This window comes from Stenotrophomonas sp. 21LCFQ19 (genome assembly GCF_056861425.1).
On record NZ_JBSPUF010000004.1, the window covers coordinates 1 to 13083 of the forward strand.

At 62.8% G+C, this 13083-nt stretch carries 14 protein-coding genes and 1 other RNA gene; 8 read left to right on the plus strand and 7 right to left on the minus strand.

Annotated elements, in window-relative coordinates:
* Positions 1-246: 246 nt before the first annotated feature.
* From dnaJ to grpE, 3 genes are all read right to left on the minus strand, one after another.
* Positions 247-1371 carry a molecular chaperone DnaJ gene (gene dnaJ / locus AC13FW_RS05650; RefSeq protein WP_482988471.1) on the minus strand — a complete coding sequence of 375 codons (1125 nt, stop codon included), beginning with the start codon at positions 1369-1371 and terminating at the stop codon, positions 247-249.
* 133 nt (positions 1372-1504) lie between these two features.
* On the minus strand, positions 1505-3421 hold the full coding sequence (dnaK, locus tag AC13FW_RS05655; RefSeq protein WP_482988472.1) for a molecular chaperone DnaK: 1917 nt from the start codon (positions 3419-3421) through the stop codon (positions 1505-1507).
* Positions 3422-3565: 144 nt separating this feature from the next.
* The gene (gene grpE / locus AC13FW_RS05660) at positions 3566-4081 is read right to left on the minus strand and encodes a nucleotide exchange factor GrpE (protein ID WP_296246238.1); all 516 of its coding nucleotides are present in this window, start codon (positions 4079-4081) and stop codon (positions 3566-3568) included.
* Positions 4082-4265: 184 nt separating this feature from the next.
* On the opposite strand from grpE, the gene recN reads away from it, so the two are divergent.
* Positions 4266-5933, plus strand: coding sequence for a DNA repair protein RecN (gene recN / locus AC13FW_RS05665; RefSeq protein ID WP_482988473.1), 1668 nt, complete (start codon positions 4266-4268; stop codon positions 5931-5933).
* Positions 5934-6539: 606 nt separating this feature from the next.
* Here the strand turns inward: recN and fur are convergent.
* Positions 6540-6950: a ferric iron uptake transcriptional regulator gene (gene fur / locus AC13FW_RS05670; protein ID WP_282271992.1), complete on the minus strand. Its 411-nt coding sequence runs from the start codon at positions 6948-6950 to the stop codon at positions 6540-6542.
* Positions 6951-7054: 104 nt separating this feature from the next.
* On the opposite strand from fur, the gene AC13FW_RS05675 reads away from it, so the two are divergent.
* Entirely contained in the window at positions 7055-7444 is a 390-nt protein-coding gene (locus tag AC13FW_RS05675) for an outer membrane protein assembly factor BamE (RefSeq protein ID WP_282271980.1), read from the plus strand.
* A gap of 21 nt (positions 7445-7465) precedes the next feature.
* Here AC13FW_RS05675 and AC13FW_RS05680 read toward each other — a convergent pair whose 3' ends face one another.
* Together AC13FW_RS05680 and AC13FW_RS05685 are read right to left on the minus strand one after the other, a co-directional pair.
* Positions 7466-7723: an RnfH family protein gene (locus AC13FW_RS05680; protein ID WP_296246242.1), complete on the minus strand. Its 258-nt coding sequence runs from the start codon at positions 7721-7723 to the stop codon at positions 7466-7468.
* A gap of 3 nt (positions 7724-7726) precedes the next feature.
* Positions 7727-8155: a type II toxin-antitoxin system RatA family toxin gene (locus tag AC13FW_RS05685; RefSeq protein WP_282271976.1), complete on the minus strand. Its 429-nt coding sequence runs from the start codon at positions 8153-8155 to the stop codon at positions 7727-7729.
* A 50-nt stretch (positions 8156-8205) separates the two neighbouring features.
* Between AC13FW_RS05685 and smpB the strand changes: the two genes are divergently transcribed.
* Together smpB and AC13FW_RS05695 are read left to right on the plus strand one after the other, a co-directional pair.
* Positions 8206-8709 (plus strand): SsrA-binding protein SmpB, encoded by a 504-nt coding sequence (smpB, locus tag AC13FW_RS05690; RefSeq protein WP_296246245.1) that lies wholly within the window; start codon positions 8206-8208, stop codon positions 8707-8709.
* Positions 8709-9128 (plus strand): GNAT family N-acetyltransferase, encoded by a 420-nt coding sequence (locus AC13FW_RS05695; RefSeq protein WP_296246246.1) that lies wholly within the window; start codon positions 8709-8711, stop codon positions 9126-9128. The genes smpB and AC13FW_RS05695 overlap by 1 nt, the downstream gene beginning before the upstream one ends.
* On the opposite strand, the gene AC13FW_RS05700 is transcribed toward AC13FW_RS05695, so the two are convergent.
* Positions 9125-9712, minus strand: coding sequence for a hypothetical protein (locus AC13FW_RS05700; protein ID WP_482988474.1), 588 nt, complete (start codon positions 9710-9712; stop codon positions 9125-9127). The genes AC13FW_RS05695 and AC13FW_RS05700 overlap by 4 nt on opposite strands.
* 170 nt (positions 9713-9882) lie before the next feature.
* Here AC13FW_RS05700 and AC13FW_RS05705 point away from each other — a divergent pair, with 170 nt between their 5' ends.
* The 4 genes from AC13FW_RS05705 (at position 9883) to AC13FW_RS05720 (ending at position 12975) form a co-directional block, all read left to right on the plus strand.
* Positions 9883-10251, plus strand: coding sequence for a DUF6713 family protein (locus AC13FW_RS05705; RefSeq protein WP_482988475.1), 369 nt, complete (start codon positions 9883-9885; stop codon positions 10249-10251).
* 89 nt (positions 10252-10340) lie between these two features.
* Positions 10341-10694, plus strand: a transfer-messenger RNA (tmRNA) gene (ssrA, locus tag AC13FW_RS05710).
* 177 nt (positions 10695-10871) lie between these two features.
* A complete protein-coding gene (locus tag AC13FW_RS05715; RefSeq protein ID WP_482988476.1) occupies positions 10872-12140 on the plus strand; it encodes a tyrosine-type recombinase/integrase in 1269 nt (422 codons plus the stop codon).
* A gap of 91 nt (positions 12141-12231) precedes the next feature.
* A complete protein-coding gene (locus AC13FW_RS05720) occupies positions 12232-12975 on the plus strand; it encodes a hypothetical protein (RefSeq protein WP_482988477.1) in 744 nt (247 codons plus the stop codon).
* Positions 12976-13083 lie beyond the last annotated feature (108 nt).

Here is a 13083-nt window from a genome sequence, read left to right on the forward strand (position 1 = left end):
AGGGGCTTATAGAGCGAGGAGCCCGTAGTGCCGAGCCATGCTCGGCAGAGGCCTTACCGGCAAAGCCTCAAGAGCTCCCCTCACCCCAACCCCACTCCCGCAAGCGGGAGAGGGGCTTGTCGCGCGCCGAGCCGGTAGTGCCGAGCCATGCTCGGCAGGGGCATTACCGGGAACGCCTCTGCCGAGCATGGCTCGGCACTACAGGTAAGCTGATGCCGAGCATGGCTCGGCACCACAGGTGATGCATCAGGACTTCATGCGTTCCCAGAAGCCCTTCACGCCGTCGATGAAGGTCGCCGACTTCGGCGAGTGCTTGCGCGCTTCTTCGCCGATGAACGTAGCTTCAAACTGCTCCAGCAACTTGCGCTGCTCGGCCGTCAGGTTGACCGGGGTTTCCACCACGACGCGGCAATACAGGTCGCCTTCGGTGCGGCTGCGCACCGACTTGACGCCCTTGCCACGCAGACGGAACAGCTTGCCAGTCTGGGTCTCGGCCGGGATGCGGATTTCCGCTTCTCCACCCAGGGTTGCGACACGGATTGCATCGCCCAGCGCGGCCTGCGAGATACGTACCGGCACTTCGCAGTGCAGGTCATCGCCATCGCGGGTGAAGATGGCATGCTCGCGCACGCGCACTTCCACGTACAGGTCGCCCGCCGGCGCACCAGCCGGGCCGGCCTCGCCTTCGCCCTGCAGGCGGATGCGGTCGCCGGTATCAACGCCTGCCGGTACCTTGACCGACAACACCTTGTCTTCCTCGACACGGCCATTACCATGGCAGGTCTTGCACGGCTTGCTGATGATCTGACCGCGACCATCGCAGTTGTGGCAGGCTTGCTGCATGGCGAAGATGCCGCGCTGCACGCGTACCTGGCCGCGACCACCGCAGACATTGCAGGTCTCGACCTTGCGGTCTTCCGAGCCACTGCCGTCGCAATCACCGCACTCGGCCAGGGTCGGAATCTCGATGCGGCGTTCAACGCCGGCCACCGCTTCTTCCAGGTCCAGCTCCATCACGTAGCCGATGTCGGCTCCGCGACGCGGCTGACGCGGACCGCCGCCACCTCCGCCAAAAATGTTGCCGAAGATGTCGCCGAAAATATCATTCATGTCCGGACCACCCGGACCACCGCCGCCGCCCATGCCATGCTCGAACGCAGCGTGGCCGTGGGCGTCGTACATGCGCCGCTTATTGCCGTCGGACAGGGTTTCGTACGCCTCCTTGCACTCCTTGAAGGCAGCTTCAGCGGCAGCATCGCCCGGGTTGCGGTCCGGGTGGTGCTTCATCGCACAACGGCGATAGGCCTTCTTCAGCTCTTCATCGGTGGCGGTGCGGGCTACGCCCAGTATTTCGTAATAATCGCGTTTCATCGGCACATGAGGTTCTGTAATCGGGGTTGGGAATCAGGGACGAAAAGCCTGGTATTGCAGATACCGGAAGGGGATCCGGAAGCCGGAACAGTAGTTCCGGATCCCGAATCCCCAGTAACAACACCGGCCTTGCTTACTTCTTGTCGTCCTTGACTTCGGTGAACTCGGCGTCCACCACGTCGTCATTGGACTGGGCGCCAGCATCGGCACCCGGAGCCTGGCCCTGCTCACCGGCAGAAGCGGCGGCAAACAGCGCCTGACCGGCTTCTTCCAGCGACTTCGACTTGGCTTCGATCTGTGCCTTGTCGTCGCCCTTCATCGCGGTTTCCAGGTCGGCCAGTGCAGCTTCAACCTTGCCGATCACGTCGCCGCCAACCTTGCTGCCATGCTCGGTGATGGCGCTGCGGGTGGCGTGGATCAGACCGTCAGCCTGGTTGCGGGCCTGGACCAGCTCCTGGAACTTCTTGTCTTCTTCGCGGTTGGCTTCCGCGTCGGCGACCATGCGTGCGATCTCTTCCTCGGACAGACCCGAACCGGCCTTGATCTCGACCTTCTGTTCCTTGTTGGTCTTCTTGTCCTTGGCCGACACGTGCAGGATGCCGTTGGCGTCGATGTCGAAGGACACCTCGACCTGCGGCATGCCGCGCGGTGCCGGCTCGATGCCGGACAGGTCGAACTTGGCCAGCGACTTGTTGTAACGGGCCTGCTCGCGCTCACCCTGCAGCACGTGCACGGTCACGGCCGACTGGTTGTCCTCAGCGGTCGAGAAGGTCTGCGAGGCCTTGGTCGGGATGGTGGTGTTCTTCTCGATGATCTTGGTGAACACGCCACCCATGGTCTCGATACCCAGCGACAGCGGGGTCACGTCCAGCAGCAGCACGTCCTTGACGTCGCCGCCCAGCACGCCGCCCTGGATCGCAGCACCCAGTGCCACGGCTTCGTCCGGGTTGACGTCCTTGCGCGGTTCCTTGCCGAAGAACTCGGTAACAGCCTGCTGCACCTTCGGCATGCGGGTCTGGCCACCGACCAGGATCACTTCGCTGATGTCGCTCGAACGCAGGCCGGCGTCATTCAACGCAACGCGGCACGGCTCGATCGACTTCTTGATCAGCTCTTCGACCAGGCTTTCCAGCTTGGCGCGGGTCAGCTTGATGTTCAGGTGCTTCGGACCGGAAGCGTCTGCAGTGACGTACGGCAGGTTCACTTCGGTCTGCTGCGCGGACGACAGCTCGATCTTGGCGCGCTCGGCAGCGTCCTTCAGGCGCTGCAGGGCCAACGGGTCCTTGCGCAGGTCGATGCCCTGGTCCTTCTGGAACTCTTCAACCAGGTATTCGATGACGCGGTTGTCGAAATCTTCGCCGCCAAGGAAGGTGTCACCGTTGGTGGCCAGCACTTCGAACTGCTTCTCGCCATCGACGTTGGCGATCTCGATGATCGACACGTCGAAGGTGCCGCCGCCCAGGTCATACACAACGATCTTGCGATCCTTGTTGTCACCCTTGTCCAGGCCATAGGCCAGGGCAGCAGCGGTCGGCTCGTTGATGATGCGCTTGACGTCCAGACCGGCGATGCGGCCAGCGTCCTTGGTGGCCTGGCGTTGGCTGTCGTTGAAGTAGGCCGGCACGGTAATGACTGCTTCGGTGACCTTCTCACCCAGGAAGTCTTCGGCGGTCTTCTTCATCTTCTCCAGCACGCGGGCAGAAATTTCCTGCGGTGCCATCTTCTTGGCATCGCTGGTCTGTACCCATGCATCGCCGTTGTCGTGCGCCAGGATGCCGTACGGCACGTGGGCGATGTCCTTCTGCACTTCGGCGTCGGTGAACTTGCGGCCGATCAGGCGCTTCACCGCGTAGAAGGTGTTCTTCGGGTTGGTGACGGCCTGACGCTTGGCCGAGGCACCCACCAGTACTTCGCCGTCCTTGGTGTAGGCGACGATGGAGGGCGTGGTGCGATCGCCTTCCGAGTTTTCAATGACGCGGGCCTTGCCGCCGTCCATGATCGCCACGCACGAGTTGGTGGTGCCGAGGTCGATACCAATGATCTTGCCCATGGGGGACTCCTGAGATTCGTTTGCCGGCAGCCGCCGGGGATGAATGGGATATGGGGAAGGACCTGATGACATTCAAGTCATCCCCGGAACACTGTTTGCCGACGGCCGCGCCTGATTTAGGCAGCGGCCAGCCAGCGCGGCCGATCAGTCGGCCTGGGCCACCACAACCAGCGCCGGCCGCAGCAGGCGCTCGTTGAGCAGGTAGCCCTTCTGGAACACGGTCACTACCGCGCCCGGGGCCACGCCGGCCGGTGCCGGTACCTGGCTGATGGCCTGGTGATGCTCCGGATTGAAGGCCTGGCCGGCCGGATCCAGCAGGACCAGACCGTTGTCAGCGGCTACTTTGAGCAGCTGCTTGTAGGTCAGTTCCATACCTTCGCGCAGCGGATTGGGCTCGCTGCCAGCAGCAGCCAAGCCTGCATCGAGGCTGTCGAACACCGGCAGCAACTCGCCAAGCAGCTTCTCGTTGGCGAACTTGCGGGCCTGGTCGATATCACGGGCCACGCGCTTGCGCTGGTTCTCCAGGTCGGCGCGTTCGCGCAGCGATTCGGCCTTGACCTGCTCCAGCTCGGCACGCAGCGCCTCGATCTGGTCGTGCTGCGCGTCGTCACCGCCCATGGCGGCGTTCTCGGGGTCGAATTCAGTGTGCTCTTGGTTCATTTCCGGTTCCTTGGCGGATGTTCTGCCGCCTACCCCGACCCGTATGTGGGCTGTACCGAGAGTTTCAAGGCTCCGGCTCACTCCATGAGACGCTTTGTTCCTAATCTGTGCCGGTCACCGCCTGTCCTACATTGACCTATCCAGCCCGCATGCTAGTTTTGCGCGGCCCCTAGACCTGCCCGCCATGCTCAGACATCTATCGATCAAGGATTTTGCCGTTGTCCGCGCCACCGAACTTGAGTTCGGGCCAGGCATGACTGTTGTTTCCGGCGAGACCGGCGCCGGCAAGTCATTGATGGTGGACGCATTGGGCTTCCTGTCCGGCCTGCGTGCCGACTCCGGCGTGGTCCGCCACGGCGCCAGCCGCGCCGAGTTGTCAGCCGAATTCAGCCTGGACGACGACGCTCCGGCACGCAGTTGGCTGCGCGACAACGAATTGGACGACGAAGAACAATGCCAGCTGCGGCGGGTGATCCGCGCCGACGGCGGCTCCCGCGCCTTCATCAACGGCCGCCCGGTACCGGTATCGCAACTGTCTGAACTGGCAGGCTTCCTGGTCGAGATCCACGGCCAGCACGACCAGCAGGCGCTGCTATCACGTCCCAGCCAGCTGGCCCTGCTCGATGCCTTCGCCCGCAACGAGGCCGAACGCGCCGCCGTACGCAACGCCAGCACCCAGTGGCAGGCATTGCTGGATGAGCGCGATGCGCTGTCCCAGCAAGGCGACGTCTCCGACCGGATCGGCTTTCTTGAGCACCAGCTCGGTGAGCTGCAGCGCGAAGACCTGGAGCCGGCAGCCATCGCAGCGCTTGGCGCCAGCCACCGCCGCCAGGCCCATTCCACCGCATTGATCGAAGCCTGCCAGCGCGCTGGCGGCCTGCTCAATGGCGACGAGGACGGCCCTTCCCTGCTCTCGCTGCTGCAGCAGGTGCGAAACGAGCTGAGCCGCGTCAGCCAGCACGACGCCCGCCTCGGCGAGGTCGATGCCATGCTCGATGCCGCCGGCATTCAGCTGCACGAGGCGCTGGCCCAGCTCGACCGGGTCCAGGACGACCTGGACAGCGACCCGGAGGCCTTCGAGGACATCGAGCGTCGGCTGAGCCGCCTGCACGACCTGGCCCGCAAGCACCGCGTGCCAATGGAAGAACTCGCCGCCACCCGCGACCGCCTCGAAGCCGAGCTGGAGCAACTGCGCGGCGCCGACGAGCGCCTGGCCAAGCTGGCCGGCGAGATCGACAAGGCCACCGCTCGCTGGCAAGCCGTGGCGGCCACCCTTTCCAGCAGCCGCCAGACTGCTGCCACCTCACTGTCCGACACCACCACCGCGCTGATCGGCGAGCTGGGCATGGGCGGCGGCCAGTTCCTGATCGAACTGGAGCCCCAGGCACAGCTGCGCCCGGACCCGAATGGCGCCGAGCGGGTCGAGTTCCTGGTCGCCGCCAACGCCGGCCAGCCAGCCCGCGCCCTGCGCAAGGTCGCCTCTGGCGGTGAGTTGTCGCGCATCTCCCTGGCCATCGAAGTCGCCGCACTGGGCCTGGACGCCGTACCGACCATGGTTTTCGACGAAGTGGATTCAGGCATCGGCGGCGCCATCGCCGACATCGTTGGCAAGAAGCTGCGCGCCTTGGGCGAACGCCGCCAGGTGCTGTGCGTGACCCATCTGCCGCAGGTCGCCTCCAAGGGCCATTCCCATTACCGGGTCAGCAAGGCACCGGTGGAAGGCATGACCCAGAGCGCTGTTGAACTACTGGATGCCAAGGGCCGTGAAGAGGAGCTTGCGCGCATGCTGGGCGGCGCCGAGGTCAGCAAGGAAGCGCGTGCTGCAGCGCGGAAGTTGCTGACGGAGGCCTGATAGCGGGAAGCCCGGGCTTTGGGCTTTGGGCTTTGGGCTTTGGGCTTTGGGCTTTGGGCTTTGGGCTTTGGGCTTTGGGCTTTGGGCTTTGGGCTTTGGGCTTTGGGCTTGGCTTGAGGCTTTGGCTTGGGCTTGAGGTTTTGGCTTTGGCTTGGGCTTGAGGTTTTGGCTTTGGTTTTGGCTTTGGTTTTGGCTTTGGCTTTGGCTTTGGCTTTGGCTTTGGTTTTGGCTTTGGTTTTGGCTTTGGCTTTGGCTTGGGCTTTTGCTTTGGCTTGGGCTTGGGCTCTGGCTTTTGGCTCTGGTTCTGAAGCCCCTCTCCCGCCTGCGGGAGAGGGGTTGGGGTGAGGGCAGCTCTTGGCTCTTAAGGCTCCGCTCCAAAAACACCCCTCCCCAACCCTCCCCTTCGCTGCACGAAAGGGAGGGAGCAAATCTCAAAGCGGAAGCACCGCCCGCTGACGCCTTACCGGTGAGGCCCTTGCCGAGCATGGCTCGGCACTACATCCAAGCCCTTGCCTTCGGTGAGCGGGGAGCACAAACAAAAACACCGGCCATTGGCCGGTGTTTTCAATTCAGCAGCAACAGCCCAGAGACTGCGCCGCCAACGCCTTACTTACGCTTCTTGCGCACATAGAGCACCAACGAGTGCTCCTCCAGCTCGAAACCGTGTTCCGCAGCGATCTTCCGCTGCAGCTCCTCGATTTCCGGGCTTTCGAACTCGATGATCTTGCCCGAGTCCACATCGACCATATGGTCGTGGTGGCCGCCGCGGTCCAGCTCGTAAACCGCCTGGCCGCCTTCAAAATTGTGCTTGAGGACCAGCCCGGCCGCCTCGAACTGGGTCAGCACACGGTAAACCGTGGCCAGCCCGATCTCATCACCGCAATCAAGCAGCTGGCGGTAGATGTCTTCGGCGGTGAGGTGGTGGTGTTGGGGGGTGTTCTGTTCAAGCAGGGCAAGGATGCGCATCCGCGGATGCGTCACCTTCAAGCCGACTTTGCGCAGGTCATTGGATTCCATAGCCATCGTGTTCATTGGCGGTTTAACGCCAGTTATCTCCGGTCAGATCGCGCTGGGTGCCGGGGAGTGTATCATCGACCTGATTTCCTCAACCGCCCTACCTAATGCGCAACCTACTGTTGATCGCCGTTGTCGCCCTGTCCACTACTGGCTGCGGCATCATCTACAAGCAGCCCATCTATCAGGGCAACCTGATCCGTGAACAGTCCGTGGCGCAGCTGCAGGCCGGCCAGAGCAAGCAGCAGGTCAACGCGCTGCTGGGCACGCCGTCCATTGCCGACCCCTTCCACGCCCAGCGCTGGGACTACACCGCCAGCCAGCGGGTGAATCGCCTGGGCAAGACCGAGGTGAAGAACTTCACCGTGTTCTTCGAGAACGACCTGGTCACCCGCTGGGAAGGTGAGTACTTCCCGACCCAGGACGGCGACCTGGCACGTAACAGCGTGCGTCAGTTCGGCCGCAACCTGGCCAAGGACAAGAAGAAGGGCCGCTGATCCAGCGCCCTCTTCGCAGGGTCAATCGCCGCCGCGCGCCCGCCGGCGGCGATTTTCTTTGGGGTCGGCCAGCAAGGGGCGTAGCAGCTCGACCCGGTCACCGTCCCGCAGCAACTGCTGCGGACGTGCGAGCACGCCGTGCACCGCCATTGCCGCCGCCGCGACAGCGCCATCCAGCGCCGCCTCGGCCACCGCATCAGCGACCGTACAGCCCTCTGGCAGCTCAAGCTGCCGCAGCTGGTAACGGTCCGGCCAGGCCAGCACCACCTCTACACGCATCGCTCAGAGTTCCTGATCGGCCACGCGCACGAAATCGTTGACCATGCGATCGGCCAAGCCTTGGAAGCCCAGCGCCAGGGCCGGCCCGAGCAGGCGCGAGGTCGGCTCGAACTCCAGCTCCAGGCTGACCTTGCAGGCGCTTTCGGACAGGGCGTGGAACTCCCAGCGGCCGTGCAGGCGCTTGAACGGGCCTTCGCGCAGCTTCATATCGATGCTGTGCGGGCGCTGCAAGGTGTTTTCGGTCATGAACCAGGTACGGAACGAACCCAGCCCCAGATCCAGCCGGGCAACCAGCCGCTCCTCGCCCTGCTCCAGGATTTCCGCTTTGTCACACCAGCGGAACCGGCCAGGATAGGCGGCGACATCATTGACCAGGTTGAACATGCGCTCGGCGGAGTGTTCGACCAGCGCGCTGCGACGAATGGTAGTCATGGCAATACAGAAAGTGTTCGGGGAGCCCCCGAATCGGAGACAATACGGAAATGAGCACGAAACACAGCAAGGATAAAGCAAAGAACGGGACGGCCGACAAAACCATCTCGTTGAACAAGCGCGCGCGCCACGAGTACCACCTGGAAGAGCGGGTCGAAGCGGGCCTGGTGCTGCAGGGCTGGGAGGTCAAGGCCATACGCGCCGGCCGCGGCAACATGACCGACGCCTACGCCTATGTGAAGGATGGCGAGATCTACCTGATCGGCGCGCAGATCACCCCGTTGATCCAGGCCTCCACCCACACCATTCCGGAAGACCGTCGCCAGCGCAAACTGCTGCTGCACCGTCGCGAGATCGACAAGCTGATTGGCCGGGTCGAGCGCGATGGCTACACGCTGGTGCCAACCGCGATGTACTGGAGCAAGAACAAGATCAAGCTCGAGATCGCACTGGCCAAGGGCAAGCAGAACCACGACAAGCGCGACACCGCCAAGGAACGCGACTGGGCCCGCGAAAAGCAGCGCGCGATGCGTGCCCACAACCGCAACGCCTGATGTCGGCACAGCGCGCGGTGCAGGTCGCCAGCGCGCAGGACGTGCAGGCGCTGTGCGCACGGCTGCTGGCCTTCAATCGCAAGGCCAGCGGCAATAGCTTCGATGAGCTGCCAGTGCAGCTGGCCAGCCATGACCGGGACGGAACCCTGCGCGGCGGATTGCTTGGCGACGTCTGCGCAGGCTGGCTCGCCATCCATGTGCTGTGGATCGATCCGGAGCTGCGCGACCAAGGGCTGGGCAGCCAACTGCTGCTGGAAGCCGAACAACAGGCCAAGGCCGCAGGTGCACACAGCGTTGTGCTGGACACCTTCGACTGGCAGGCCGAGGGCTTTTATCTGCGCCACGGCTACGAAGTCTTCGGCCGCCTGCCCGACTTTCCGCCCGGCCACGAGCGCATTTATCTGCGCAAGACGCTTTAACCCATCAAAATCCGGCGCAGATGGCGTCGCTGGGTTCCGGGCGCCTGCAAGACCGCGTACAGCACGCTCAGGCTGACCACCTCGCTCAGCTCGGCAGCTTTGCGGTTATCACCGCCGAGCCATTGCCTTGCCTCCTCGGCAGCTTCCGGCGGCAACACCGCCAGAATCGCGGCATCATCCAGGCCATCAACCTGCAGCTGCAGCGCGCGTGAGAACCGCCATACCCGCGAGGAATGGATCAGCAACTGAGCCAGACCCAATGCCATGGCGACGAGCGCAACCCGCTCCACTCCGGCGGCCGTGAGTCCAGACCAAGTCGATTGCAGCACCAGCAACAGCACTACCGCCGCCAGATAGACACCAAGCCAGCGCTGACGCACTCGCCGCACCCAACCCAGAAGCCCAGCGCAGAGCAACAACACCAGCGGTGCGAGCTGCGGCCAATAGCTCTGCCCCAACCACGCCGTGATCAGCACAACAACCGCCAGCAACAGATAGAGCGAAACCGGCGCCAGCGCGCGTCGCCGAAACCCGGTTCCAACTCCACCCGCCAACAATCGCAGGCAGCGCTTCTGCATGACCACTTACACCGTCGCAAACTTGATGGCAGCCATGGTCCGCCGGCAAACGTCGCAGAAAGGTCGGCGCGGTGTTAAGCCTCACCTGGTGCGTTCAAGTTGATGCAACATCGCAGCCGCACGTGGTCATGAAGATTGTTGACTAGACTGGCGCCCCACCAAAGAGTTCTTTGACGATGGATCGCTGGTACACCGCTACGCTGCTGTCGCTGATCGTTCACCAGATAGATGCTGCCTACTGGCACGAATGGGAGATGTTCCATGTGCCCGGCGGCATACAAGGCTTTCTGCTGTTCAACGTACTGGCATTAGGCCTGCTGCTCCACGGCTATCGGCAGGTGGCATTGGCTATGCCACAAGCAAGGCGTTATGCCCTGCTCTGCGGAGGCATTGGTGTGCTGACCGCCCTGCTCCACGCCGGCTTTGCCGCAGCAGGCAAAGACCAGTTCGATCTGCCTCTATCCATCGCAACCAACGCCGCCTGCCTGGCAAGTGGTAGCGGCCTTTTGCTGAAAGCCCGGCAAAACCCCAATTCACGCGGGTGACTGTTCAGGGTTTTCCCTGTAGCATTCGTTTCGTCAGCGAGGCTGTGGTCAGAACATCGTCTACAGCCCTCATGAATCAACGTCTTACCGGGGGTGCACTGGTTTCGACGGGGGTTGTGAAGTCGCTTGGCGCATGCCGAGGGGGTAGCTTTCCTCGTAAATCCAGCTGCAAAACTCTAGTTGCCAACGACGACAACTACGCTCTCGCCGCTTAAGGCGTAAGCCCCGAACCCACTTGTGCCCGTGCTCGTGGATGTAGGGTCATTATCACGGAACCGGCTGTGACAGCTGCCTGTCAGTCACGGCTTAACCAAAACAGGCTGGTCCTGGGGTGCGCTTTGCACACCGTGCTGCCACAGGACGAGACCCAACGGTGAGCTAAGCATGTAGTGCCGGGGATGGAGTGCCTTCGGACGGCGGTTCAATTCCGCCCACCTCCACCATATAAAGGTCCCGCAAGGTACCGGAAACACCAAAAACCCCCGAGAAATCGGGGGTTTTTCTTTTCCTGTTGTCTGGCGACATCTTTGCATGTCACTGGCGATCACCCAAGTTTGCGGGTACAAGTGCGGGTACGCGGTTACACGCAACGAGCCGTACCCTCAAACCAGATGCCCCCCATGCCCAGGCTGACCTCCAAGCCACTATCACCCTCTGAAGTCGCAAACGCCAAGCCCGGCCCCAAGCCGTACAAGCTGCCTGACGGCGGCGGCATGTTCCTGTTGGTGAACCCAGACGGCTCCAAACTGTGGCGCTGGCGCTACCGCCGGCCTGTCATCGGGACGGAGAACATGCTGGGGCTCGGTACCTACCCTGAGGTGAAGCTGGCGCAAGCCCGCCAGCGGCGCGAGGAAGCCCGCACACTGGTCGCCCAAGGCACCGACCCCGGAGCGCAGCGAAAGGCAGAGAAGGCGGCCGGAGCCGAGCGGGCGGCAAACAGTCTGGAGGTAGTGACTCGCGCTTACCAGGAGATGAAGGCCCGCGAGCGAACCAAGGGCACTTCCGATCGCTGCAAGGCGTGGATGGAGACACATGTTTTCCCCTACGTCGGGGCGCGACCAACAGCCGAGATCGAAGCCCCAGAGTTGCTGGCCTGCCTGCAACGACTGGTCAAGGCCGGCAAGCTGGAGAGTGCAGACCGCATCCGCTCGGAACTGTCTGCCGTATTCCGCTACGCCATCGCTGCAGGAATCGCCAAGCGCGACCCTGCCCATGATCTGCGTGGGGCGCTACCCAAGGCCGTCAAACGGCACTTCGCCTCCATCACCGACACCGGCCAGATCGCTGACCTATTGCAGGCAATGGACGGCTACACCGGCGACCCCGTGACACTGGCCGCCCTCAGGCTATCGCCAATCTTGTTCCAGCGACCGGGCGAGATTCGGCAAATGGAATGGACCGAGCTAGACCTAGACGCTGCCGAGTGGCGCATCCCGGCCGCCAAGCAGAAGTTGAGCCGGGCCGAAAAGGAGAATCCGCGCACCCCTGCCCACGTCGTCCCCCTGCCCTCGCAGGCAGTCGCTATCCTGCGTGACCTGCACCAGCTCACCGGGCGCAGCGTGTACGTGTTCGCGGGGAAAGTTTCGAGCAAGCGCCCCATGTCGGAGAACACAGTACGACAGGCACTGCGGCGGCTCGGCTACGACAACGAGCAGATGACCCCGCACGGCTTCCGGCACATGGCATCAACCCGGCTGAACGAAATGGGCTGGAACCCAGACGCCATCGAGCGTCAGCTATCGCACCGGGACCGCAACAAGATTCGCGGCACCTACAACCAAGCGCAGTACCTGACCGAACGCCGGAGGATGATGCAGGCATGGGCGGACTACCTAGACGGCCTGCGCACGGGGGCGAATGTGGTCTCGCTGCGTGCCAAAGTGAGTTGAGCAAATGGTCTCCCTCGGCATAGGCAGACGAAAACCCTCAGCCTCATTCCGCTGGGCGCAGTGGGCCCCCTCTTTAGGGCGAGGGTGAACGATGAATAGTGACGATGAAACGGCGGCTAGCATGAGAGCGGCCAACGAAGCTTGGCTTAGCGAACTGCTGGCGAGCCTGCGGGCATGCAATCTGAGCGACACACTTATTTACTACCCATCCTTCTTAGAGCTGAGCACCTTCGGCCCTGAGCACACGAACAGCGACCGTCCCTGGTACAGGCTGCACGAGGATGAGAAGGGTATCGAAGTCGAGATTTCAGCAGGCGCAGCTCTTCCTTTGGACTTCCACGACTGGACCAAAGAAGAAGCGGCCATTGCTGCTGAATTTCGCAAGAGTGCTTACATCAAGCTGCCAGCGTCTGCGGAGCTCGTGGCGTGTTGGATCTACAACCAAGCTGGAGACATTGAGTTCGCCGTTGGAGGTGAGCCTGGCGCGACGACTACGCATTGGGTTGACGCCATTTCCGAGATAGCCGGCGGGTTGACCTCGGTTAACACGTCCGGTTTGATCAGGACCGAACCAAGCATGACCTCTGCCGAAGTGCGCAGTGCCGGTGCCCGACACGCCGCCAAGGCAAAGGTCAAGCTGGATAAGGACGGAAAGCAGGCTGCGAAGGCCCAGGCGAAGGAGCTATGGAAGGAGTGGAAGGGCGGCCGGCATCCGAAGTTGCGCACGACTGAGCATTTCGCGACGGAGGTCATGCGCCGATGGCCTGTACTGAAGAACGCGGAAACCATTCGCAAATGGTCAGCCGCATGGAGGAAGGAGCCCGGGAAGGTCTGAACAACTCCGATCCCGTGTCTCAGCAGCAGGAACTCCGGCCTAATTGGTGAGTTGGGAAGCCAAGGATCAATGACTTACCCGATGCCGGAGCAGCCAAATTTTCATTCC